General features: G+C 54.9%; 20 protein-coding genes and 1 pseudogene. 5 read left to right on the top strand and 16 right to left on the bottom strand.

The features are described 5' to 3' along the window. Window positions 1-39: 39 nt before the first annotated feature. The 8 genes and pseudogenes from ACYX34_RS07000 to alaC all read right to left on the bottom strand — a co-directional run bounded on the left by ACYX34_RS07000 (window position 40) and on the right by alaC (window position 11,587). Window positions 40-1,719, bottom strand: coding sequence for an RNA-binding domain-containing protein (locus ACYX34_RS07000; RefSeq protein ID WP_462075837.1), 1,680 nt, complete (start codon window positions 1,717-1,719; stop codon window positions 40-42). Then, window positions 1,719-2,924 carry a restriction endonuclease subunit S gene (locus ACYX34_RS06995; protein WP_462075836.1) on the bottom strand — a complete coding sequence of 402 codons (1,206 nt, stop codon included), beginning with the start codon at window positions 2,922-2,924 and terminating at the stop codon, window positions 1,719-1,721. Before ACYX34_RS06995 ends, ACYX34_RS07000 begins: the two co-directional genes overlap by 1 nt. Further along, window positions 2,917-5,379, bottom strand: a pseudogene (locus ACYX34_RS06990) (type I restriction-modification system subunit M). Before ACYX34_RS06990 ends, ACYX34_RS06995 begins: the two are co-directional and overlap by 8 nt. Window positions 5,380-5,564: 185 nt before the next feature. Then, window positions 5,565-6,788, bottom strand: a complete 1,224-nt coding sequence (locus ACYX34_RS06985) for an aspartate kinase (RefSeq protein WP_462075835.1) — start codon at window positions 6,786-6,788, stop codon at window positions 5,565-5,567. A 5-nt stretch (window positions 6,789-6,793) separates the two neighbouring features. Further along, on the bottom strand, window positions 6,794-8,002 hold the full coding sequence (apgM, locus tag ACYX34_RS06980) for a 2,3-bisphosphoglycerate-independent phosphoglycerate mutase (protein ID WP_462075834.1): 1,209 nt from the start codon (window positions 8,000-8,002) through the stop codon (window positions 6,794-6,796). Between the two features lie 16 nt (window positions 8,003-8,018). After that, window positions 8,019-9,077 (bottom strand): threonine synthase, encoded by a 1,059-nt coding sequence (gene thrC, locus ACYX34_RS06975; RefSeq protein ID WP_462075833.1) that lies wholly within the window; start codon window positions 9,075-9,077, stop codon window positions 8,019-8,021. A 3-nt stretch (window positions 9,078-9,080) separates the two neighbouring features. Continuing rightward, window positions 9,081-10,394, bottom strand: coding sequence for a homoserine dehydrogenase (locus ACYX34_RS06970; RefSeq protein WP_462075832.1), 1,314 nt, complete (start codon window positions 10,392-10,394; stop codon window positions 9,081-9,083). Further along, a complete protein-coding gene (gene alaC, locus ACYX34_RS06965) occupies window positions 10,391-11,587 on the bottom strand; it encodes an alanine transaminase (protein ID WP_462075831.1) in 1,197 nt (398 codons plus the stop codon). The genes ACYX34_RS06970 and alaC overlap by 4 nt, the downstream gene beginning before the upstream one ends. 288 nt (window positions 11,588-11,875) lie before the next feature. On the opposite strand from alaC, the gene ACYX34_RS06960 reads away from it, so the two are divergent. From ACYX34_RS06960 to mutS, 5 genes are read left to right on the top strand one after another with little or no spacing between them, the layout of a single operon-like run. Next, complete coding sequence (locus ACYX34_RS06960; protein WP_462075830.1) at window positions 11,876-12,589, top strand: pyridoxine 5'-phosphate synthase; 714 nt, start codon at window positions 11,876-11,878, stop codon at window positions 12,587-12,589. A 59-nt stretch (window positions 12,590-12,648) separates the two neighbouring features. Then, window positions 12,649-14,244 carry an NAD(P)H-hydrate dehydratase gene (locus ACYX34_RS06955; RefSeq protein WP_462075829.1) on the top strand — a complete coding sequence of 532 codons (1,596 nt, stop codon included), beginning with the start codon at window positions 12,649-12,651 and terminating at the stop codon, window positions 14,242-14,244. Window positions 14,245-14,254: 10 nt separating this feature from the next. Beyond that, complete coding sequence (gene tsaE / locus ACYX34_RS06950) at window positions 14,255-14,806, top strand: tRNA (adenosine(37)-N6)-threonylcarbamoyltransferase complex ATPase subunit type 1 TsaE (RefSeq protein WP_462075828.1); 552 nt, start codon at window positions 14,255-14,257, stop codon at window positions 14,804-14,806. Next, on the top strand, window positions 14,803-15,147 hold the full coding sequence (locus tag ACYX34_RS06945) for a LapA family protein (protein WP_462075827.1): 345 nt from the start codon (window positions 14,803-14,805) through the stop codon (window positions 15,145-15,147). The genes tsaE and ACYX34_RS06945 overlap by 4 nt, the downstream gene beginning before the upstream one ends. After that, window positions 15,140-17,797 carry a DNA mismatch repair protein MutS gene (gene mutS, locus ACYX34_RS06940; RefSeq protein ID WP_462075826.1) on the top strand — a complete coding sequence of 886 codons (2,658 nt, stop codon included), beginning with the start codon at window positions 15,140-15,142 and terminating at the stop codon, window positions 17,795-17,797. Before ACYX34_RS06945 ends, mutS begins: the two co-directional genes overlap by 8 nt. Window positions 17,798-18,068: 271 nt before the next feature. Here mutS and ACYX34_RS06935 read toward each other — a convergent pair whose 3' ends face one another. From ACYX34_RS06935 to ACYX34_RS06900, 8 genes are all read right to left on the bottom strand, one after another. Then, window positions 18,069-18,734 carry a hypothetical protein gene (locus tag ACYX34_RS06935; RefSeq protein ID WP_462075825.1) on the bottom strand — a complete coding sequence of 222 codons (666 nt, stop codon included), beginning with the start codon at window positions 18,732-18,734 and terminating at the stop codon, window positions 18,069-18,071. Window positions 18,735-18,773: 39 nt separating this feature from the next. Next, window positions 18,774-19,289 (bottom strand): hypothetical protein, encoded by a 516-nt coding sequence (locus ACYX34_RS06930; protein ID WP_462075824.1) that lies wholly within the window; start codon window positions 19,287-19,289, stop codon window positions 18,774-18,776. A 293-nt stretch (window positions 19,290-19,582) separates the two neighbouring features. Beyond that, the gene (locus tag ACYX34_RS06925; protein ID WP_462075823.1) at window positions 19,583-20,863 is read right to left on the bottom strand and encodes a M16 family metallopeptidase; all 1,281 of its coding nucleotides are present in this window, start codon (window positions 20,861-20,863) and stop codon (window positions 19,583-19,585) included. Window positions 20,864-20,866: 3 nt separating this feature from the next. After that, entirely contained in the window at window positions 20,867-22,984 is a 2,118-nt protein-coding gene (pnp, locus tag ACYX34_RS06920; protein WP_462075822.1) for a polyribonucleotide nucleotidyltransferase, read from the bottom strand. 221 nt (window positions 22,985-23,205) lie between these two features. Then, entirely contained in the window at window positions 23,206-23,475 is a 270-nt protein-coding gene (rpsO, locus tag ACYX34_RS06915; RefSeq protein ID WP_462075821.1) for a 30S ribosomal protein S15, read from the bottom strand. Window positions 23,476-23,491: 16 nt separating this feature from the next. Further along, a complete protein-coding gene (gene truB / locus ACYX34_RS06910; RefSeq protein WP_462075820.1) occupies window positions 23,492-24,442 on the bottom strand; it encodes a tRNA pseudouridine(55) synthase TruB in 951 nt (316 codons plus the stop codon). Window positions 24,443-24,446: 4 nt separating this feature from the next. Then, window positions 24,447-24,857 (bottom strand): 30S ribosome-binding factor RbfA, encoded by a 411-nt coding sequence (rbfA, locus tag ACYX34_RS06905; protein WP_462075819.1) that lies wholly within the window; start codon window positions 24,855-24,857, stop codon window positions 24,447-24,449. 42 nt (window positions 24,858-24,899) lie between these two features. Further along, the gene (locus tag ACYX34_RS06900) at window positions 24,900-25,181 is read right to left on the bottom strand and encodes a DUF503 domain-containing protein (protein ID WP_462075818.1); all 282 of its coding nucleotides are present in this window, start codon (window positions 25,179-25,181) and stop codon (window positions 24,900-24,902) included. Window positions 25,182-25,271 lie beyond the last annotated feature (90 nt).

The following is a 25,271-nucleotide window of genomic DNA, read 5'->3' as shown; positions in this document are numbered from 1 at the left end:
TGGTTGACCAGAATTCGATGCGGAGGACTAAAAAGAAAGCTAAATGTTCTGATTGGAGTCCTGTTTAGCTAACCTCCAGATTGCCGCCGGACCATGGCCTTCGCAAGTCAGCGTACCTTCGCGCCGCATCTCTTGCAGCAGATTTCGAATTCGGTTGGTTTTCTGGTCTAACGAGAGCGCATCGGAAATCTTCTCTCGCAAGAAACCTTCGATGTCTCCCCTTACCGACTGCTGGAATTTCTCCAAAAAAGAAACTACCAACGCCTTGTAGTGCGTTTTGTCCAGCCCGCGATGCTTGATATACGCCGCCTTGGTTCCGGTAACAGCAGCAATGTGCGCGGAGATGAAGACGTTCGGGCGGCGACCTTCGATCAACTTCCATTTCTTGAGCCTAGCGAAGGTCTCGTCATCAATCGGGCGCTTCTTCTGGATCTTGTCCAGGGCAATAATCGTGTCCAAATCAAGGTCCGTATGGTCTATCAACATCCTCGTATACTTTTCATCGAGGATCTTTCCCAGATGACGCACTTTCACGCGTCCCGGCTCAGCCAAATCAAAATCCGGTAGGGGGAAGAAACGGGAACGCTGAATTGTGAACATTCTCCTGATGCCACTACCTATGGTGTCAATCATATTCAGGTTGACCATAGCCTGAGCCAGGAAGGGATTCCGGTACACCTCCGGCGGCGCATCGCGGTGAATCATGTTCTCAACTGATCCAGGGATGAACCCACCAAGATTCGTGAAGAGGAGCGAATCCGGTTCTTCGACAACATTGATCCTGCCGCCAAGACGATAATCTTGATGCGCAATGCAGTTATGAAGAGTCTCGCGCACCACCCACTCGTCATATTGCTTCACTTCCGTCGGAAACAGGGTTGCGCTCGAAAGATAGCGATAGGTGAGATTCCGCACTCGGCTGAACGCTTGGTTCACCGCTAAGATGAAGGGCGGGCCAAAATGGGCATAGTCCTTCTCTATTCCCTTCTCATCCTTCAATACCCACGTGATTTGTGCAACTGCAGGGATCAGCAGTGACGACGACTCTGGCCTTCCCAGCAGAACAAGCGCCGCATGGGTGACCCGCCCTTCAAGACAGACCTTCGTCTTGTTGAGAAACGTCATGTCGTCCCAGCCATCAACATCTTTGGCTAGTTTTGGATGTTTCTCTTTGAACTGGCTCCGTGCGAATTCGATGGCGGGCGGGTCGAGATGGGCGAGAGTCGCAGAGGAGCAGACCTGCGCGGACCAGTCCTCCCTCAAGGGAGCCCGAATGCGATCGATTTCCGAGAGCGAGAGTGGACTGACCGATTCTCCATGCCGACCATACACGCGACCGCGCCATTCCGTCGGTACGCCGTTAATGCTGGCAGGGATCTGAAAAAGCAGGACGCGCTGGTTCTCTACGAGTAACTCATGAATGGCGTGGAAGGTAAGCTGGTGATTCGTCTCCTGAGCGATTTCATGCTTGAGCTTATTCGAAGCATCGTGGCTTTCTTTGTAACGGGTTCCGCAGATCTTCTTGGGATGCTCATTCGTCACACCGAACAGCAACCACCCAAACGCTTGCCCAGCAAGACAGGCCTCATTGCTCAAGGCCGAGAAATAGCGCCCGAGGTGATCGAAATCAAATTCCCCCCTTGCCGCCTTGAACTCCACCCACTCCGTCTCAGCAGGCAAGGCCAGAAGCTCTTGTAGCTTCTTGTGCACATCCATCATCAAACAACGCCCTTCTCAGGCTCTCCCACCTTCACGCGCACGCGACCGGTCAAGAGATCGTGCATGAGGCCATGCTTTTGTTGGCGTAGTTTTGAAGCAAAAGCGATGTCAGTGTTGAGTCGCGATTGCAGGACTTCAAGCCGCTCCGCAATGCGCAGCTGTTCAACGTATGGCACCGACACGCACCGCATTCGTGCAAAACGGTCGGCGCCTAGATGTGCAACAGAGGTCGTCTGTTTGGCGATTCGCATAAAGAGCCCACAATCTAGAAACCACTTGAACAAGAACCGATAAAAGAACGGACACTGTTTGTCAAAAGGGCGAAAACGAACCAACGTGTTTTGGAAACAGAAGGCGTCATCTTGCCCGTTATAAAGAGCACATCTGCCAACCAGTTCAAGACTTTGACCTTCGTTCAGGAGAATATCTCCTTGCTTTAGGGAAAACGTCCGACGTTCATCAGGCGTGAAATCCATCTCCAAAACATCCCCGTAGTCAATGTAGCCATCGAAAACATTTGCCACACGCAGATATGGCATTGTCCAACGGCCAGACATTTGATCAGGGCTTCGCTGTCGGCCTAATTGAACTGAGCCGCAATCTTTCACAGCGACCATATCCCACTCTTTCGGAATCCAGCCGCAGTGGTATTCTCTGTAGAGATGAGGAGCTTTGGCGCGGGTAGGACGGAGTTGGCCGTCGGGAGTGACGCCACGAGTAAACAGGTCTTGCATCAGCCCCGTCTTGATCCGTTGATACTTCGCAATCAGCGCCTCTGTCTGCTCAATTGCCTCGTCCACCGTCGAAAGGATTTCAGCGATGCGGTGCTGCTCTCCATACTCCCCTGAGCCAACCGGAACCTTATACAACCAATCACAGCTAATACTGGGAACACCAGTTGCCTCATTTAGCTTGGTAAGGTCGAACGTATCCAGACTGTAGTAAAGCCATTTCGCGTCAATTCCGGTCTTTGGGATAACAGCATAGGTCGTATCGACAGGCCAGAATGGTTCGTCCACATATTGCGGGTTGCCCAGGGAGCCTTTTCGTGGCACCACAACAGCTGGTCCGTTATACATGGCGCGGGATGCACGTCCATATATTCCACCGGTACCAATGATCGGTATTGGAGAATCTTCTGTTAGCACCTCATTTGGCGACCTACCATAATGAACTTCAGCGACATCGCGAAGACGCTTACTCATATCCCAGCTCCACCAGGAAGGCTTTTAGCTTCGCCGCTTCGGTGTCCCGTTTCGCCTCGATGGTCTTGGCGGTCACGGCATATTTTGCATGCAGATTTTCCAGCGCGGCGGTGCAGGCTCGTTGGTCGGAGCGGAGATAGTCTTCGTAGGTCTGGATGAGGATGCGATGGAGGTGGTCGAGGATCACGCGGCGGGCTTCGTCACGGTCGATCTTTTCACGCGCAGCGGCGACCAATTCTTCTTCCTTCTTTTCCGTCGCGCGCAGATCGGCCTTTAACTGCTTGGCCTCGTCCTCCAGCGTTTTGTGGCGTGCGAGCCGCTTCTCAGCCGCCTCGGCGCGAGCTAAAAACCTAGATTGGTCGCGCTTTTCTTTCTTCGCCAGCTTGGCCTGAGCCCTCACTTCTTTGATTTCGGCTTTGAGCGCCTTTACTTCCTCATCTGGGAGAACACCAGTATCGTCGCTGTCCTCGTAGTCCTCTTCATCGGCGGCGGCAAAGAGAGCGGACAGTTCGGCGAGACGCAGCCGCTTCTGTTCCATGGCGGCGAGGATCTCAGGAAACTGGCTCTGTAGAATCTCATCGTCCGGGATGAGTTCCGGTCCCCAGCCGCTGAAGGCGATCGATTTAAAATCCGGCTTGAAGAATTCGAAGTAGCTGGCCAGTGCGCCACGGACTTGATGATCCGTCAGCAAATTTTGTTTGGCAAGCGTGGTTGCAATGCTCGCCAGCAGTTGGCGACGCAATTCGTACACATTGCCCCGCTTGCCGTTTCTCGGCGCAAGGGCTTCGATGAGGGGAAGATGCTCGTTCCACCACCGCTCCAGGATTTCGAGAAAGAGAGCGTGAGCCTTTGCAACGCCAGGGTCAGTTTTCACCAGCTCCGCAATCACACGCCGATCGGTAACAGCGAGAGCAAAGTCTGAATAGATCTTGTCCTTCGCTCGCGGCACGAACACCCGTTCGCGCAAACCCTGGTAGTTCTTCCAGAAATGTTCGAGCGCGTCAATCTCCACAACCGGCACACCGCCGTGCAAGTGTGCGCGCACATCATGCGGCTCAGGCGGCGGGGCATTGTCCACGTAGCGACGGATGTTGCAGTTGTACTCTTCCGCTTCAATCTCTTGGACAGGCACAAGCCTGGCGTATCCTTCGACGTGTTTTCGCTCTCGATAAACATGCACGATCTTTGAGATGTCCTCGGGGCGGAGAAGGTTCTGCGCTTTGCCCTCACGATAGTCCCGATCCGCATTGATGAAGAACACGTGCTTGCGGTCTTTGGCCCCCTACTTGTTCATCACCAGGACACACGCCGGAATGCCCGTCCCGTAGAACAGTCCCGCCGGGAGGCCGATGACCGCTTCCAGCCAGCCACGCTCGATAAAATGTTTTCGCGCTTCCTTTTCCTCGCCGCCCCGGAACAACACGCCATGCGGCATGATCGTGGCCATCTTCCCATCCGCCTTGAGTACGGCCAGCATGTGCTGGACGAACATGAGATCGGCCTTCTTCCCCTTCTCCGGCATCCAGACGGCAAAGCGGCCCGCGTACTCAATATCCTTCTTGATGTAGTTCTGGCTGAAGGGGGGATTGGCGAGGACGCGATCATACCGCTTGAGTTCGTTGCTTTCAGCCTTATGTTGCGGGCGGCGGATCGTATCTTCCTGGCGAATGTCGGCATGGGAAATCCCGTGGAGCAGCATGTTCATTTTGCAGATAGACCAGGTCGTGCCGATGCTTTCCTGCCCGAAGAGCGAGAGGTCACGCGGATCACCGCCGCACTCCCGAATATAGTCACGGGTTTGAATGAGCATGCCGCCTGAGCCACACGTCGGATCATAGACGCTCATGCCAGGCTGAGGATCGACAATTTCGACGAGTGTGCGAACGACATCCGCCGGCGTGTAGAACTCGCCAGCTTTTTTGCCTGCCGAATCCGCGAAGAACTTGATCAGATATTCGTAGGCCGCCCCAAGCAGATCAGGGAACTCGAAGTTCTCATCGCGCAGAGGAATCTTTTCAAAGTTCTGCACGAAATTGGCGAGGGTGTCGTCGTCCAGCATCCGCTGACCGATTTTGCGATTGAAATTGATGTGTTTAAGGACATCCTCAAGAGCTTCAATGTTCGCATCTTCCAACGCTTCAAGAGCCTTGTTCAGTCCGGTCCCGACGTTCGTCTTTAAATGCCGCAGCTTCGACCAGTGGGCTTTCTCCGGAACAAAAAAGGTGTACTTGTCCGGATTGGCAAGCTGAGCTGCTATTTGCTTATCCGACATCCCTCGCGACTTGAGATCTTTGCCAAGCTGCTCACGCTCCTGATCGAACAGATCGCTCATCCGTTTCAGAAAGAGCATGCCGAAGATATATTCTTTGTACTCCGACGCATCCATGTTCCCGCGCAAGTCGTCGCACGCACGGAACAGCAGGTTGGAAAGCTGGATAAGGGTGAGTTTTGTCATGGACGATATCCAACTGATCGCGCCGAAGCTTACTCGTTTCTCATTGAGAAATCACGCGAGATTCTGCGGACTACAGGCAAAAAAGTCTGTTGGTCGCGTAGTGAAAGGATCGGGCAGGAATGTAGGAGACCTACCCAACAGAGCTAAGAAAAGAGCGATGCTTGTTAGGCCTTGGCCCAACCGTTTTAGGCCTGCGCTTGATCCAGCCCAAACGCTGAATGGAGTGAGCGCATGGCCAGCTCGAGGTACTTTTCATCGACCACGCAGGAGATTTTGATCTCCGACGTGCTGATCATCATGATGTTCACCCCCTCGTGGGAGAGGACGTTGAACATCTTGGCCGCCACGCCGGAGTGTGACCGCATACCGACACCGATGAGTGACACTTTTGCAATGGCCTCGGTCACGGAGACCGACTTGGCCTCGATGTCCTTCGCCACGCCTTGGATGAGGGGTACGGCTTTTTTCAGGTCTGCCCGCGGGACGGTAAAGGAGAGGTCCGTGAGAGCCGCTTGACTGATGTTCTGGATGATCATATCGACATTGATGTTCGCTTCGGCCACCGGCCCAAAGATCCTGGCGGCAATGCCCGGCTTGTCAGGAACCCCTATGATCGTGATCTTCGCCTGGTTCCGGTCTCCCGTGACTCCGGCAACCGCCGCCGCTTCCATATCCGTATCTTCCTTCGTCACGAGCGTTCCCTTTCCTTCTTTGAAGCTGGAATTCACTTCGACCGGCACGTTGAACTTGGCCGCGAATTCCACCGATCGGGTCTGTAGCACTTTGGCGCCAAGACTAGCCATTTCGAGCATCTCTTCATAGGAAATTTTGTCGATGCGCTTTGCCGCCGGCACGATGTTGGGGTCAGCGGTATACACCCCATCGACATCCGTAAAGATAATACAGCGATCGGCTTTCAGTGCTGCCGCCACGGCAACTGCTGAGAGATCGGATCCGCCTCGTCCCAGCGTCGTCACATCAGACCGTTCGTTGATACCTTGAAACCCTGCGACCACAGGCACGACTCCCTGATCTAAGGCCTCGCGGAGCCGTCCGGCCGTCACTCGCGCGATCCGCGCCTTGGTATGGGCACTGTCGGTCATGATGCCCACCTGCCGTCCCGTAAAGGAGCGGGCATCGATGCCGCGGCCACGTAACTCCATCGCTAAGAGGGCAACGGTCACTCGTTCGCCGGTGGAGAGCAGCATATCCATCTCCCGATCATCGGGCGTCGCAGTCACTTCATGAGCCAGTTTAATGAGACGGTCTGTTTCCCCGCTCATCGCGGACAGCACGACGACGACGTGATTGCCGTCTCGCTGTGTTTTCTCAACACGATCGGCCACGCGGTGGATACGTTCGATCGTACCGACTGAAGTCCCTCCGTATTTTTGGACGATCAGTGCCACGACGGTCAGCTTTTGGAGAAGAACTTGTTCACGAACTTGGTCGCGTCACGGGCAGGCATATCTGCGGCTTGAGCATCCACCTCGGTGAAACGGCGATTGGCCGACCCAGCACCCTTCTCACCCCCCTCACCGAACGCATAGAACGGCTGACCGTTCGCCCCGCGTCCGTGCTCGCACACGACCAGAAACCGATAGGGCCCTTGCTTAGCCAGCCCCTCAACGAGCGGGCCAACCAGGTGCTGATCGAACTCTTCGATACCCCGTACTTTGGCCTTGATATCGGTGCCGTGAATGATTTCGTCCGTTAACCGGGCATGAACATACACAAAATCTTTCTTGGCAAACTCGGCAAGCGCTACCGAGGCCCTGGTGCGAAGATTGCCGTCGGCGAGTCGTTCCGGCTCGACGGCCTCAAGGCCGGCACAAATCCCGACCCCACGATAGACATCGCTGGTCGCCACGACGGCCCCGGTGATGTCATATTTTTCGGTCAGACTGGGCCACGGAACCGCACGTCCTTCACCCCACAACCACACACAGTTGGCCGGCTTCTGTCCCTCCGCAATCCGCTCATCGTTCACCGGATGATCGCGCATAATCACATGCGCGGCATCCATGAGTTTGCGGAGAATGTCTGCGCCGTCTCCCGTAGGCAGGGCATCGGCAATGGATTGACCAAGGACGGACTGGGGATCGTTACAAATAGCCCGCGGTTTGCCATTGACCCAAACCATGAGATGACGATGCCCGGCGCCCGGGAAGAACTGAATGGTTTCGGAACCGAGCTGCTCATTGATTGCCTCGAGCAGCTCGCGAGCCTCTTCGGTTTCAATCAAGCCGGCGGTCGCATCATCCATCATGACATGCGGCCCCAATTTCTTGATCTCCGCACCCTTCCCGCCCTCCGGACGCAACGTGACCATGGTACAGCGATAGACCACGTCGTGTTCCGTCACCGAGACGCCCAGACTGGCTGCCTCCAGCGGACCGGGTCCTTGATAATATTTCTTCGGGTCATAGCCGAGAATCGCCGCACCGAGCAACCCACCTCCATGCCGAATCCCCTCGCGTGGAATCACCAGCTGACCGAGTTCTCCGATTTGGGCGAGCTGATCGAGATGGGGAGTGGCTGCCGCTTGCAGTGGTGTTCGACCATTGAGTTCTGTCTGTGGATGGTCCGCCATCCCACCAGCATGCACGATCACATATTTCATCGAATCTACACGCCTTTCACACGTTCAATAAACGAGCAACATCCTCGCGTGTCGCCTTGACAGTGAGGGGTTGTTTGGACACGGAGATGGCCGTATCTGCATCCTTCAGGCCATGTCCTGTCAGAGTGCACACCACTGTGTCTCCCTCTCGCAACACCTTGTTCCGCTGAAGTTTTGCCACACCGGCTACTGATGCAGCCGAGGCCGGCTCGCAGAAGACCCCCTCCGTGGCGGCCACGAGTGTATAGGCCTGCAGAATCTCCTCGTCCGTCACCATATCGATCGCCCCAGAGGACTCCTCCACGGCTTTCAACGCCGAGGACCAACTGGCAGGATTGCCGATCCGAATAGCAGTCGCAATAGTCTGTGGTTGCTCGACGACCTTGCCCAAAACAATGGGAGCCGCACCTGCCGCTTGAAACCCCATCATACGGGGCAGTCGTGTGACCTGACTGGCGGCACGATACTCCGTATATCCCTTCCAATAGGCCGTGATGTTCCCTGCGTTCCCCACCGGCAAGACGTGAAGGGCCGGAGCATCGCCGAGCTGATCGCAGACCTCAAAAGCTGCGGTTTTCTGACCCTCAATCCTGAACGGGTTCACGGAGTTCACTAACTCGATATGAAGTGAAGCCGATAAGTCTTTGACGAGGGTCAGGGCCTGATCAAAATTTCCTTCTATTTGGATGACCGTAGCCTGATGCATCATCGCCTGTGACAACTTGCCGATCGCAATCTTGCCGGCAGGGATCAAGACGTACACGGACAATCCAGCTCGAGCCCCATACGCCGCGGCAGAGGCTGATGTATTGCCCGTCGACGCACACATGACGGCCCGTGCCCCACCTTCCACGGCCTTTGAGATGGCTAAGGTCATCCCGCGGTCCTTAAACGACCCGGTCGGATTGACCCCTTCGAACTTGAGATAGAGTTCAATCCCCGGCGCAATGGCCTTGGCCAACCGTGCCGCACGAATCAGCGGGGTATTTCCTTCACCTAAGCTGATGATGGGTGTCTTCTCAGTCACAGGGAGGAATTTACGGTATTCCTCTATGATCCCACGCCAACGATTCATCGGTTATTCGTCTTTGCCTTCCACGCGGATGAGCCTTGTCGGTTCAGCCACGAACGCTTGCCGGTTGATTTCGCGAAGCGCCGTTTGCACATCACGCTCCTTGGCCATATGTGTCTTGATGACCACCGGCACGGTCTGCCCCTCGCGACGCCCCTGTTGAACCATCGAGGAAATGCTGATACTGCAGTTCCCCAATTCACCGGCGATCTGCGCTAACACGCCAGGCCGGTCCACCACGGTAAACCGGAGATAATAGAGCGAGCTGATCTCCTCCATCGCCCGAAGCCGCAGCGGTCGCCGGTGGTCCTGTTGGAAAGACGCCACCGGCACCCGACCGATCGCTCCCTTGAGAATATTCCGCCCGATGGCGATGACATCGCTGACCACCGCGCTTCCGGTCGGCATGGACCCCGCTCCACGTCCATAGAGGACGACATCACCGACCGCATCCCCAACGAGTTGAATGGCATTGTAGACATCTTCGACTTGTGCAATGGGAGAGGTGGAGGGCAGCATCGTGGGATGCACCCGCGCTTCGATTTCTCCGTTCACAAATTTTGCAATACCCAGCAACTTGATCGTGCAGCCAAACTGTTTGGCGTACGCGATATCAGTCGGTGTGATATCCGTGATCCCTTCCGTATAGATTTCCTTGAAGTTGACGGGAGTGCCGTAGGCGAGATTGACCAAGATCGCCAGCTTATGTGCGGAGTCGACCCCGGCGACATCGAACGTGGGATCGGCCTCTGCATAACCGGCCTGCTGGGCGTCCTTGAGCACCGCCTGAAAATCGTGGCCTTCCTGGGTCATTCTCGACAAGATGTAGTTGGATGTCCCATTGATGATCCCGTAGATGGACTCGATCGTGTTGCCGGCCAACCCTTCTGTCAGCGCCCGCAGCACCGGGATGCCCCCACCCACGCTGGCCTCAAACCCCAGCTCCACACCCTTCCGTGTGGCGGCAGCGAAAATTTCTTCGCCGTGCAGGGCGAGGAGTGCCTTGTTCGCCGTGACGACGTGCTTCCCGGCAGCGACGGCGTCCAGTATGATTCGTTTCGCCGTATCGTACCCGCCGATCAGTTCGATCACGATATCGATGTCGGGATCCGTCAAGACTTGCTTGGCATCGGGTGTGAGGACTCCTGGAGCCATCGTCACCCCACGATCCTTTACAATATCCAAGTCAGCGACACGAACCAATTCGATCGGCACCCCGACGCGGCGGCGGATGAGACCGGCATTGTCGAGAAGTGTCTTAGCAACGCCGGTTCCGACCGTCCCAAACCCGACGATCCCCACTCCAATCCGAGCCTTCATTCCTCGCCTCCCTCAAGCTTGAGGGTTTTGCGGATTCCCCGCACCGCTTGACGCGTGCGATGTTCGTTCTCCACGAGTCCAAATCGTACGTATTCATCTCCCCCTTCGCCGAATCCAATGCCCGGAGAAACCGCGACCTTGGCTTCTTTGAGCAGGAGCTTCGAAAATTCCAACGAGCCCATGTGGCGATAGGGTAAGGGAATGCGTGCCCATACAAACATCGTCGCCAGAGGCTTGGCAACCTGCCACCCGATTCGGTTCAATCCACCGACCAGCACATCGCGACGTTTTTGATATCGGTGCACGGTTTCTTTGACACAGTCTTGCGGCCCGTTCAGGGCGATCACACTTGCGATTTGCAGAGGCTGGAAAATACCGTAATCGAGGTAGCTCTTGATCTTCGCCAACGCACCGACGACTTCCCGATTCCCGACGCAGAACCCGACTCGCCACCCCGGCATATTGTAGGCCTTGGAGAGGGTATAAAACTCCACTCCACAGTCTTTTGCTCCCGGAGCCTGGAGAAAACTCGGCGCCTTATATCCGTCAAATACGAGATCGGCATAGGCCAGGTCATGGATGACGATGACATTGTGTTCCTTGGCAAACGCCACGATCTTCTTGAAAAATCCAAGATCAGCCACGGCAGTCGTAGGATTGTGCGGAAAATTGATGACGAGGATTTTTGGCCGCGGAAACGTTTGCCGGTAAACACGGGTGAGGTCTTCAAAAAAATCACTGTCTTGGCGAAGTTCTATGCCGCAGACTTCTCCACCGGCAATGATGAAGCTGTACATATGGATGGGATAGGTCGGTGTGGGAGTCATGACCACATCGCCAGGACCGATGATGGCCAGGGCGAGGTGCGCGAGGCCTTCTTTTGATCCGATCGTGACGATCGCTTCCGTCTCCGGATCGAGATCAACATCGTAGTTTCGCTTGTACCACCCACAAATCGCATGCCTGAGCTTGGTGATCCCTCGCGATGCAGAGTAGCGATGATTCTTCCCTTTACGTGCGGCCTCAACCATCTTCTCGACAATGTGTGGGGGGGTAGGTTGATCGGGGTTTCCCATACCGAAGTCGATGATGTCCTCACCTCGTTGCCGTGCCTCGAGCTTCAGTGCTTGAACCTGCGCGAAGACATACGGCGGCAATCGTTTAATTCGATAAAACCCGTCGCCCAACCCCATGAAGTTCCTTTGACTATTCGTACGAGAGAATTCTCACCCGACGCGCCGCGGCAACCGAGCGGGAAGGTGAAGAAGTGCCTATTTTAATGGAGCAGTCTAGCCCAGTCAATTTCCTGATTTTTTAAAGACTTCTCCTCATTCGGCTAAAAACTGCGACGGAAGACTCTTTACCCCGACCATTCTTGCCCCCTCTCCCTCCTTTCTGTTACTAATAGCATTGGGGTTGTCTCACTCGTCTGACTCTTATCTGTAATTTTATCCAGTCGCATCGTTGTGTAAGGAGGGTGAATGGCTCGGCTCGGCGTGAATATTGACCATGTAGCGACGTTGAGACAGGCTCGCGGAGGGACCGATCCTGACCCGTTGGCGGCCGCCGTTCTCGTTGAGCTGGCAGGGGCCGATGGTTTGGTCGTTCATCTTCGGGAAGACCGACGCCACATCCAAGATCGCGATCTTCATCTGCTTCGTGAAATCTCCCGGACAAAGCTTGACCTTGAGATGGCAGCGGATCCTGAGATGGCAAAGATTGCGCTCACTATCAAGCCGGACCTGGTGACTTTGGTACCTGAAAAACGTCAGGAACTGACCACGGAAGGCGGGCTCGACATTGTGGGCGAACGAGAACGCATCCAACACATTGTGAGCATCCTCCGTAATGGTGGAATCCCGGTATGCGTCTTCATTGATCCGGATTTGAACCAGATCAAGGCCGCACATAAAATTGCGGTGGATTTTGTCGAGCTCCACACCGGCCGTTATGCCAATGCCACGCGCTCGAAAGAAGCCGACACTGAATTTGAGGCGATTAGTCTTGCCGCGAAGCTCGCGTATAAACTTGGAATCGGCGTGAATGCAGGACATGGCTTGAATTACCGTAATATCAAGCGGCTCACCCATATTCCTGAAATTGTGGAATACAACATTGGGCATAGCATTATCGCACGTGCGGTCCTTGTGGGGCTGGTGCAAGCCGTCAAGGAAATGAAAACGCTGTTGAGTTAAGAGAGCATTATCACGGATCACGGACCTCGGCCCAGTTAACCGGCGATCACCATCGCGCCATGATCAAGATCATCACCGCCGCACAGATGCAAGCGCTCGACCGCCGAACGATTGGTGAAGCTGGTATCCCTGCAACCACGCTGATGGAACGTGCGGGATCGGGCGTGGCTTCGTGCATTGAGCAATGGGTGGGTACCGTCAGCGGCAAAACGATTACCGTGGTCTGCGGGAAAGGGAATAACGGCGGTGACGGATTCGTCGCCGCACGCCTCCTCAGACGACGCCATGCCAAGGTCCGTGTCCTTGCAATGACTCCCGTATCCGAATTGAGTCGCGACGCCGCCTTGATGTACAGGCAGTTTACCAAGACCGCCGGTCGATCCTCCGTCCTTCCTTATAAATCCAAGGATATGGCGCGAGCACTGTTGCAGGAGAGCGACCTGCTGGTTGATGCGCTGCTTGGGACGGGACTATCCTCAGTAGTCACGGGTCGCTACGGTGAAGTCATCGAGAGCATGAACGAACTCAACCGTCCCGTCGTGGCCGTTGATGTGCCTTCTGGCCTACACGCTGATACTGGAATGGCTCTTGGCCAAGCTGTTCGTGCCTCGCTCACCGTCACCTTTGGCCTCCCCAAGGTCGGCCTGTACCATAATCAAGGGATCGACTTGGCTGGAGACATCCACCTTGTCGATATCGGAATACCCCCGGCCTATGTCGATGCTCTAGAGACTCCACTCACCTTGATCACCCCGCAGTGGGTTCACGGGTGTCTCCCGCGACGTGAACGATCCGGACACAAGGGAACATATGGACACGCCGGCATCATTGCAGGATCCCTCGGAAAAACTGGCGCGGCCGCAATGGCTGCACAAGCGGCGCTACGGGTAGGAGCCGGACTCGTTACCGTCGCGACGCCCTCAAGTGTCAATGACGTATTAGAAGCCAAACTCCTGGAAGTCATGACGGTCCCCATGCCGGAGACGAAGGCAAGAACGTTTTCGCGAGCCGCGTTCGATCGTCTTCTCGCCTTCATGGCGACTAGAGATGCGGTGGCGATCGGTCCTGGGCTATCCACTCATCCTGAGACAGTTGAGCTCGTCCAAGCCTTGACCGCACGGCTCGACCGACCAGCCGTGCTTGATGCTGATGCGCTGAATGCCTTGACCGGACGTGCCGCGATCCTCGCTTCATGCAAAACACCCCCCATCATTACACCCCATCCTGGAGAAATGGCTCGATTGGAAGCAGAGGCAACTCCTCAGACCGTCAATCGCGACCGGATCGGCACTGCGACTCGCTTTGCGCGAGAACGTGGCTTGTTCGTCATTTTGAAGGGAGCGAGGACCGTTATTGCACGACCAGATGGCGTCGTGGCGATCTGTCCAACCGGCAACCCCGGTATGGCCACCGCTGGAACAGGAGATGTTCTGACGGGGATGGTGGCTGGTCTGTTGGCCCAAGGCCTGCCATCATGGGAAGCTGCTTGCACAGCCACGTACCTGCACGGGGCGGCAGGCGATCTGGCGGCAGCCGGGAAAGGGGAAATCGGTATGATCGCAGGGGACCTCCTTGAACAGATTCCCACTGCACTGAATAGGCCACTTGAACACTCGACTAGTCCAGTCCGTCCGGTACGAACAAGACCGATCTAACGGCAACTCTATGGTTCGACCAGCTTGGTCACGCGGTCTCGTCCTCTCTTCTCGTCGTGAGACGGAGTCGATTGGAAGAGCCATTGGGCGGGTCCTTCACGAAGGGGATGTCCTTGCATTGATAGGAGAGCTGGGAGCTGGCAAGACCGCGTTAGTTCACGGAATCGTCTCTGGCCTCGATGCGCCCTCTACCGTCGTGACCAGTCCGACATTCATGTTGATGCGCCAATACCATGGGCGACTCCCCTTGACGCATATGGACCTGTATCGATTGAAGAGTTCCGCGGAAGCCGAGGCCATCGGCCTCGCTGAAGTCTTTACCGAGGACAGCGTGACGGCGATTGAGTGGGCTGACCGATTTCCGAACCTCCTCCCTTCCGACCATCTTGAAATTCGGTTGACTCATAGAACCTTTACGACTCGCTCCGCTCAGCTCATCGCGCACGGAGTACGATCCCGTTTGTTGTTCACCCGCATCACGAGAGTCTTGCCCTCCGAAAAAAAGCGCCGCGACTTGCCGAATCCTAAGCTCAGAGGAAAGAGAAAGGCTTCTCATCGATGACCCGATTGATTCTTGTCGGCATTCTCTTGCTCCTCTCACTGGCATTTGTCCTGCAAAACCAGGAGCAGGAAGTCACACTTCGCTATTTTTTTGGCCTACTCGAGGCTTCAACACCAATTTATAAACCCGTCATGGCCGGGTTTGCCGTGGGCCTTCTGGTTTCCGCTATTCTCCTGTGTCCTCCTTGGGTGCGCAGCCGTATTCAGCTGCGCCGAAAGACCAAAGCCTTGCAACAAGCCGAGGTAGACCTGGAGCGACTTCGACAATCACTGGAGAAGGTGTCGGGAAAGACTCCCGCCCAAACAGAGTTGGAACCCGCGAGACATTTCGCTGATGAGTGACACAACGCTTAGTCCTCTCATGCGTCAGTTTCGAGACATCAAGCAGGGATACCCTGACGCAATTTTATTTTTTCGTGTCGGGGATTTTTACGAGATGTTTTATGAAGACGCGCTGGAAGCCTCCAGACTCCTCTCTATTGCATTAACCTCTCGCGACAAGAACAGCCCGCACCCAATCCCACTCTGCGGTGTCCCGTATCATTCGGCCACGGGGTACATTGCAAAGCTACTACAAGCCGGACGTTTGGTCGCCTTGTGCGAGCAAGTGGAGGATCCCAAATCTGCCAAGGGACTTGTGCGGCGTGAAGTCGTCCGACTCTATACGCCAGGTACTCTGGTGGACACCGAGTTCTTGATCCCAGGAGAGCTCAACTATCTCGCCTCCATTGCCAGCTACCCCGATGCTGATTTCGGAGACTGCCTCGGCCTCGCGTACCTTGAGGTATCGACCGGAGAGTTCTCCGTGATGGAGTGTCGAGGACCACAAGCAGTCGGCCAGGTTTTGAACGAACTGGCTCGGCTCGACGCTCGGGAGCTGATCTTCCCAACAGGCTCCGACCGTCGCCGCTTAGGATGGGTGAAAGAGATCACTGGCCCGCGGTTATGCGAACGCCCATCTGCCTCATTTGAACCACACCATGCGTCGCGTGTATTGACGACCCATTTCCGCTGTCATTCGCTTGAAGGGGTAGGTTGTCAGGGACTTACGGCTGCTGTCGGCGCTGCCGGTGCGGTGCTGGATTATTTCCGTGAAACGCAACCCGCCGTGCCTTTGGATCATATCCGTCGTCTCGTCATTCGTCGCAATAGCGAAGTGATGCATCTGGATGGGACGACCATTCGGAATTTAGAACTCCTGAAACCGGTGGTTGCCAATGAGCGTGCATCCGCGACGGATCCCTTCACACTCTTGTCCGTGTTGGACCATACGGTTACCGCGATGGGATGTCGGCTGCTGCGTCAGTGGTTGGTGATGCCTCTCATGCGCTGTGATCTGATCCAAGCACGTCTTGATGCGGTTGAGGAGCTCAAGGAGACCTTGTTCGTCCGAACTGCTTTGCGCAGGGCGTTGCGGGAGGTTCAGGACATCGCACGATTGGGCACACGTATCACGCTTGGGTTGGCAGGGCCACGAGAGCTGCTGGCGTTGAAACAATCTCTCGCAGCCCTGCCGGAGATCTTCGCCCAGCTCACTTCACTTCGCAGCCGACTTCTAAGTGAATCTTTAGGGACTTGGGATGGGGCTCAGGATCTGTACGATCTAATTGAAGAAGCCATCCGCCCGGATGCCCCACCCTCTTTACGCGATGGCAATATCATTAAGGAGGGTTACGCCCCTGCTATCGACGGACTTCGAAAGGCCAGCAAGGAAGGCAAGGAATGGATTGCCTCCCTGGAAAGCAAAGAACGCGAACGAACAGGTATTGAGTCGTTGAAGGTTCGTTACAATCAGGTATTTGGGTATTACATCGAGCTTACCAAAGCGAACCTGAGCCGTGTGCCACCAGACTATATTCGGAAGCAGACACTCGTCAATGCAGAACGGTTTACAACTGCGGAGCTCCAGGAACTAGAAGAGCGTGTGATTGGTGCCGACGTGAAACTCCTTGCGTCCGAGCAGGAGGCTTTCATCGCGCTGCGCTCCCGGCTGGCAACAGAAGCCCATCGACTGGATAAAATGGCGACGCTCCTGGCTCTAGTCGATGTCCTGGCAGGTTTAGCCGAGACAGCAGCACTCTATCGCTACGCAAAGCCAACGGTTACGGACGGCGGGGATATCACGGTCAGAGAGGGCCGACATCCCGTCGTGGAGCGGCTCTGTCATGATTCTGTTTTTGTGCCGAACGACACGACGCTGAATCTTGAATCTGATCGACTCCTCATCATGACAGGTCCCAATATGGCAGGGAAAAGCACCTACCTTCGGCAGGTCGCGTTGATTGTTCTGATGGCTCAGGTTGGGAGCTTCGTGCCAGCAGCAGAGGCGCACATCGGTGTGGTCGATCGTATTTTCACCCGGGTCGGTGCGTCCGACAATCTGGCGGGCGGACAGAGCACGTTCATGGTTGAAATGGTGGAGACCGCCCATATTCTAAGGAACGCAACGCAACGGAGCTTGCTCTTACTTGACGAGATTGGTCGTGGAACGAGTACCTACGATGGGCTCAGCCTTGCCTGGGCCATTGCGGAATATATCCATGACTGTACCAGGCTCGGTGCGCGCACCCTCTTTGCCACGCACTATCACGAAATGACTCAATTAGAGTCTCAACGCAGTGGAATCAAGAACTACCGCGTGGCCGTCCAGGAATGCAATGGGGATATCGTGTTTCTGAGAAAGATCGTTGCCGGTAAGGCCGATCGCAGTTATGGCATTCACGTGGCCAAACTCGCAGGGCTTCCCCCGGAGGTAGTTGGTCGCGCTCAAGCAGTCTTGTCGCAGCTTGAACGACCTGAGTCTGCCTCTCCCGTCTCGACCTCGGTTCCGTTACAACAACATGCCCAAACTCTTCCTCAGCCTCACCCACTGATAGAAGAGGTGAAGCAAATCGATCTGTTTTCAATAACGCCACTCGATGCCCTCAATCGCCTCGCTGAGCTGCAACGGATAGCCAGAACAGACACGACCGAACCATCAGTCAGTCAATAATTCCGCTGCTTCCACACAGTCAATCTACGATCCTTAGAATACGGGCTACAACGTGCTTCCCTAAAACCCTGATCGTTCATATTCTTACTTTGTCAGTTTGAACGACTGCGGTAATTGAACTGGCAACAGGCTCTCTGCAGAAATTCTTTACTGTTAATTGATGTTATGGGTGTGGTCCTCTCTGGTGGAGAGCGTGGCGTCCAGACTCAAAATAAAGAGGGCGGCACTCCCGGAAGGAATGCCGCCCTTTCTGCTGCTGTTTGATCGCTCTTCAGTGAGCCTGATTGTACTGTGCGGTCCAGGGAATCAAACCTCCGACCGTTTTCCCACCAGGAAGCATGACATCGTATTGCATGCCGACGTTGCTTCCATCCGGTGTGACCGGAGAGGTATTGAGGCCAATCTTGGCTTTGTTACAGGCTGCCTCAAATTCGTTTTTCCCCGCACATTCCTTGAGTCGAAGCGCGGACATGCTTAGGGGCTTACCCATCGCGCCAGACACTTCAGGAATCTTCTTCACTGCAGAAATCACTCGATGGTTCTGTTCTGTTTCTGTGACGACAAATTCAATCAGGTCCGTCGTACTACCGGGGGGAACTTCCTTCGCAGCAGCTGGTCCTGCGTGGGGCCGTCCCATTTTCTGCAGTTCCTGCCAAGCAGATTTCTCGGCATAAAACTTCAGGTTCTTACCGGGGTGAACTTTCTGCCAGTATAAGCCGCTCTCGGCATTACCGCCGAATACGGCCACATTAATCCACACCGCCTCATCATATGGGTCAAGGACAATCACTCGCCCCTGTATCGTGGTGGGCTTGCTCATGTCTCCCCATTCAAATCGCTCTTGAAATGACTCAATGGCCGAGGCGCTCGACGCCATACCGGCTACGAGGGCAACGGCTGCCAGGATGGCTCCACCTTGCTTCTGAACCTTCATCATCAGGTCCTCCTTCACAACAACGTGCTGTACTAAGAGTGACTAGTCCTTCAGTATTTTGAAGCCAGTGATGGTTCGGCCGTCGAGAGTGACCTCCATGGCGACCAATTCTTGTGAGGCCTTGATGATCTTATCCATCAGGGCCTTATCCTTCACGGCAAGCCGAACGGTCGTGGCTGCATGGTACCAACCGGAATAGGTTGAGTTCTTCTCCGTCCCTCCGACAAACCCCCATGCACAGCAGGTAAAGAGAGGATCCGGCGGTTTCACATCAAGCATGGTTGATGATCGACCACCCCCATCTCCAGATCCTTGCTCCCCAGAATTCCAGTACTGAACCCCGAACAACAGCTCCCCATCGGGATTATCCGCCCACTGAGACCAGACACGGCCTTGCAGACTCTTGACTGGTGCGGCAGCCTTCAGTGGCTTCCCTCCTACGACGTCATCCGCAAGACCAAGGTGCTCAATGCCGCCAGCAGCGAATGAAAATTCGGCCGCTAGCAAGCCGAAACTTGTACATACTACGGCGGCAGCTAGAATGACAGCCCTTTTCATACCTCGTCCCTCCTTCATCAAATTGATTGCCATTGTCTTCACAAATGTATTGATCACGTTCAGCTGATCATTGTCGGTTGAGCCAATCATTTCATGATGATGCACTGATAACTCAGGTCGCACGGCGCTCAAGTCATGAACCACAAACCGTGACAATCGAGGTGGAACGGTACTGAAACTGCGCTGCCCTGTCAAGGGGATGTTTTCTCATGAACAACATGCGCATCAAAATTACTACAAATATGATCAGAAAAACAATAGGTTATATGACATTATCCTCTTGCGCTTCTCCACTATGAGGCCATTGAGACTGGTAACTGTTTCTTCAATGTTGCGACCTGGCGGGCGGAGAGCGGGCCCAACCCGGTCAAGGCCATGTTCTCGGTAGTAAAGAGACTGCGTGCGACTCGGCTGACCTGTTGTTCCGTCACTGCATCAATCTCTGAAATCATTTCCTCTAAAGATGCGTGCGTGCCGGTGATCAGTTCATCCTTTGCCAGTTTGTTCATGCGGCTATGTGAACTCTCCAGACTCAGCATCAGACCGCCTTTCATCTGCTCCTTGGTCCGTTTGAGCTCTTCCCTGGTCATTCCCAACCTGGCCATTTTTTGAATTTCTCGTCCGACCAGAGCTAGGACACGCTCAACTTCCCCGGCACGGGTTCCCGCATACACGGTGACGGTACCGCTATCGGAATACCCCGACAGGAATGAATAGATTGAGTACGATAAACCGCGTTTTTCTCTGATTTCCTGGAACAGCCGTGAGCTCACACTCCCACCTAAGACGCTGTTGAGGGCATAGATCACATATCGATCCTTGTGTCCGGCGGCAATCCCCTGGAGTCCTACACAGAGATGAACCTGTTCCAAGGGTTTCTGCTTCAAGACGACACCACCACCTAATTCCGGAGGCCAACGTTTTCGAGAAATGGTTTCTCTCGCCCCCTGATGGCGCCCAAACAGGCGGGTTATCGTTTTCTCAAGCTTCCGTTGGTCAAAATTTCCAGCGACAGCAATGACAATGTCTTCTGAACGGTAGTGTCGATCGATGTAGTCAAGGAGGTCTTGTCGACGGATCTGTACGATGGTGGATGCCTTTCCAAGGATTGGGCGGCTCAAGGGATGGGTACCCATCATCAACTTGGTGTGCAACTCCTGAATGAGATCCTCAGGATCATCTTGGACCATGCGAATTTCTTCGAGCACAACCTGTTTCTCTTTTTCAATTTCCTTCTGGCTCAGGCGAGAGTGCAAGAACAGGTCCGAGAGAAGATCCAAAGCCTGGGGCAGATGTTGATCGAGAACCTTGACATAGAAGGTCGTCGTCTCTCGCGTGGTAAACGCGTTCATTTCTCCGCCGAGTGCGTCGATTTCACGGGAGATGTCCGTTGCCGACCGTGACGCCGTTCCCTTGAACAGCATATGCTCGATGAAATGAGAATACCCAGCTTCTTCGGGACGCTCGTCACGGGAACCGGCATTTACCCAGAGACCGATGGTGACGGATTTCACGGTCGGGATTCGCTCGGTGACCAAGCGAATCCCGTTATTGAGGATGACCTTGCGGTACAAGTGTTACCCACCCGCTGGATCTGGAGCGTTGCCTGCGGTCGGTGCAGGGATGGTTTCTTTCCGACTGAGGCGGATTTTCCCCTGCTTATCAATCTCAAGTACTTTGACCTGAATTTGGTCCCCCTCCGCCACCTCATCGGACACAGACTTCACACGATGATGGGCAAGCTGAGAAATGTGCACGAGCCCATCCGTTCCCGGCAAGACCTCGACGAAGGCACCAAAATCCATGATCTTTCGCACAGTCCCCAAATACACCTTGCCGACTTCGACTTCCTCAGTCAAACGGTTGATGATGTCCTTGGCCTTTTGCAAGGATGCCCCGTCCGAGGACGCGATCGTGACAATGCCACTGTCCTCCACACTGACCTTGACCCCACAATCCGCTTGAATCCCACGGATCGTCTTCCCACCCTGGCCAATAATGTCCCGGATCTTATCCTGCTTGACCTTCATCGTATAGATACGAGGTGCAAAGGGTGAGAGGTCGGTTCGCGGCTCCGGAAGTGCGTTCGACATGCGGTTCAGAATGTGGAGACGCCCCGATCGAGCTTGTTCCAACGCTTGGTGCATCAAGTTGGTCGTAATCCCACCGATCTTGATATCCATTTGAAGCGCCGTCACTCCGTTCTTCGTCCCGCATACTTTGAAGTCCATATCACCCAAGTGATCTTCAAGGCCGAGAATGTCGGACAAGATAATGACGTCGTCCCCTTCCTTGATGAGCCCCATGGCAATACCGGCGACCGGCTCCTTGATCGGAACCCCGGCGTCCATCATCGCCAACGTTCCCCCACAGACCGTGGCCATCGATGAAGACCCATTGGATTCAAGAATCTCCGAAACAATGCGCAAGGTGTATGGAAAGACATCCTTCGTGGGAATCACTGGCTTCAACGCCCGTTCAGCCAATGCTCCATGACCAACCTCGCGTCGCCCTGGTGAGCGGAGCGGCCGCGCTTCACCGACGCTGAAGGGTGGGAAATTGTAATGCAGCATGAACGTGCGGGTGTACTCTCCCTCTAACGCATCAATCCGCTGTTCATCATCCGTCGTCCCTAACGTCACGACCGCCAGACTCTGGGTCTCTCCCCTGGTAAAGATTGCTGAACCATGTGCACGCGGCAATGCCCCGACCTCACAGGTAATCGGTCGGATATCGGATGGACCTCGTCCGTCGGCCCGTGATTGTTTTTCCAAGATCATTTTCCGAACTTCCGTGTACTCCAGCTGATGAAAGACGAGCTTGATATGCCGCTCGCGCGAAGAATCTTCCGGCTTCTGGAGCTTCCGAAGAGTCTCTGCAAGGATCTGATCCAGTCGCTCCTGCCGAGCAGTCTTATTGGAAATCATAATGGCATCACGAATCGGCTGGGCCACGAGAGATTTAATTTCGGCCTGCAGGGCAGGATCGATCGACTCCTCCGCAACCGTTCGCTTCACCCGTCCAACTTTTTTCGCCAATTCATCAATCTTCCGAACAATCTTCTTGATCTCGCTGTGAGCTAATTCCAGCGCCTGCAGCATGGTTTGTTCAGGAAGCTCATTGGCGCCCGCCTCAACCATCATGACCGCATCGGCAGTACCGGCAACCACCAGGTGGAGGTCACTCTGTTCCATGGCTTCGAGGTCCGGATTGACGACCAGCTGCCCTTTAATGTAGCCGATCTTCACTCCGGCAACCGGACCATTGAACGGGATATTAGAAACAGCTAGTGCAGCGGAGGCGGCGGTAATACCGATCACGTCAGAAGAACCGGTCTTATCGGCAGAAAGAACAGACGCAATAACCTGGGTCTCAAAATAAAATCCTTCAGGGAAGAGCGGACGGAGAGGACGATCGATCAATCGGCTGGTCAAGACCTCCTTTTCTGCAGGTCGGCCTTCTCGCTTGAAATAGCCCCCTGGAATCTTGCCGGCCGCATAGGCCTTTTCCTGATAGTCGACCGTTAAAGGAAGAAAATCGGTTCCGGGTTTGGCAGTTTGCGCCGACACCGCGGTGGCAAGGACCACCGTATCACCGTACGAGGCCCAAATCGACCCGTCGGCCTGTTTTGCGACCCGCCCGGTTTCGAGCCGAAGCATACGACCGGCAACTTCTAATTCGACAACATGTATCATCTATGGTCTCCTCTGGTTAGATCCACAGATGCCCACTGAGATGCGCTCTGGTCGACGATCCTCGCCGTTCAGTCGAGCACGCGAATGGGCGATGCGTCTGCGACTGATTGTCGGACGCGTTCGTCGGACAGTGCAGCCACAGAGCGCATGTCGGTGTTCATCTGTGGGACATGTGAGCACGACATACGGCGCCGGTCTACGCCATACTTTGGGCCGACCGGTTACTTGCGTATACCAAGTCGATCGATAATTGCCCGGTACCGAGCGTCTTCCACGCCGCGAAGGTAGTCCAACAATCGCCTCCGTCGCCCGACTAGTTGTAATAACCCGCGCCGCGAGTGATGATCCTTCTTATGCGTCTTGAAATGCTCGGTTAGATAGGTGATTCGATTCGTCAAGACTGCTATTTGGACCTCCGGGGAACCGGAATCCTTCTCGTGCTGTTGATATTGCTGAATGAGTGCTGCTTTTGCTTCTTTCAATAACGCCATAACAACTCCTTCTTCATTAATGACTCGAGAGATTTAATACTTTCCGTACTCTGATCGCCCCCAGACCGGTCCGGTCATGGGTTCCAATCGCCAACAGACGCCCCGCCTCATTCTTGAGTCGCACAATGCCAGCTCCCACCTGAGAGAGAGCCCCTTCACCAACCACCGGGGATAGGGGTGCTCCGTGTAGGACCCGTTGTGCCTGTTCCTCATTGACAACCACTGTGGGGAAATCAAAGAGGAGCTCGTCAAGCGAAAGAAACTGCGACCCGAGAGTGTTCGCCTCACAGTGAGAAGCGAGTTGGGCGATCGTCAAGGCCTGCTCGATCAAGAGTGGCCCCACACGGCGCCGTTCCAGAGCAAACAGGTGCCCGCCGACACCTAATGCCTGACCAATATCGGCACACAACGTACGCACATACGTGCCCTTTGAGCAGACGACGCGCAAAATTGCATCCCGGCCATCAAAGGACACCAGCTCCAATTCATGGACGACGATGGATCGCTCAGCACGATCAATCGTCTTACCAGCCCTGGCGGCCTTATACAGCCGTTGTCCCCCAACCTTCACCGCAGAGTACATCGGCGGTAGTTGCCGTTGAGGACCCCGAAAGCCCGTGAGCACGGTTTGAAGATCGGTTTCGGTGACTCCGGTTAGATCAGTTCTGGCCAGCACTTGACCCGTTGCATCCTGCGTGTCAGTCGCTTCTCCAAGTCGCAACTGAGCTCGGTACTCCTTGTCCCAATTGACTAGATATTCCGCGATTCTGGTGGCTCGACCCACAAGAATCGGAAGGACTCCGGTGGCACTCGGATCTAATGTTCCGGCATGGCCAACTTTGCTGTCTCTCAAAATGGCTCGAACCCTTGCAACGACATCGTGCGACGTCCACCCTGTTTCTTTGTGCACAATAAGGACGCCGTCCCGAATCTCCTTTTGTCCAAGCGCTGTCGCTCTACTGGTCATGAGTTTAAGATCCTGATGCACTCGGTTCCTTACTGGGATCGTCCTGGAGTGGCCGCGGCTCTACATCGCCGTGCAATCCGGCCAATAGCTGGTGAATTCGATCGCCGCGTATTCCGCTCACATCTTTTTTGAAAATGATATCGGGGAGATAGCGGAGTGAGAGACGGCGCCCTAATTCTGCCCGCACAAATCCGCTCGCCTTTGACAGCCCTGCAAAGACCTCTCGCTCACCCTCGCCCCGTTCCATGGTCGTGACGAACACATGAGCGATGCGTAGGTCCCCCGTAAGCTCAACGTCCGTGACCGTAACATCATGCACCCGCGGGTCTTTGATTTTTCGCATGAGGATATCGGCCACTTCCATGCGAATCTGATCGGCCACTCGATCAGCCCGTTTGTAGGTCGTCTTTGACATCGCGGTATGACCGTTGTGACGAGCGGTTGTACGGAACGAAGGTTAGAGCAATTCCTGTTGAGTACGGATAACCTCGACAACCGGCATGCTCTTGATCACGTTCAGCGCCTGCTCCATGACTTGACTCACAAAACGCCCCTCACTTGCCACACAGGCCATTGCAAGAACGGCTTTCTGCCAGAGATCTTGGCCATCCACTTCGGCTACAGAGAGGTTGAATTTATTTCGCAACCGGGTTTTGAGTCCCTGCAGGACCTGTCGCTTGTCCTTCAGCGATTGACTCTCCGCGATAAACAACTCGACCGTACAGAGCCCCACCACCATAATGACTGCCTATAAAAGACCCCTTATCTCCGACCAATCTCAGCGAGAGGCTCCTGCGACGATCTCCTTCAGACCCACAGACTGCGGACG

It is taken from the genome of Nitrospira sp. CMX1 (genome assembly GCF_054902215.1).
This window is presented reverse-complemented; position numbering and strand designations above follow the sequence as displayed.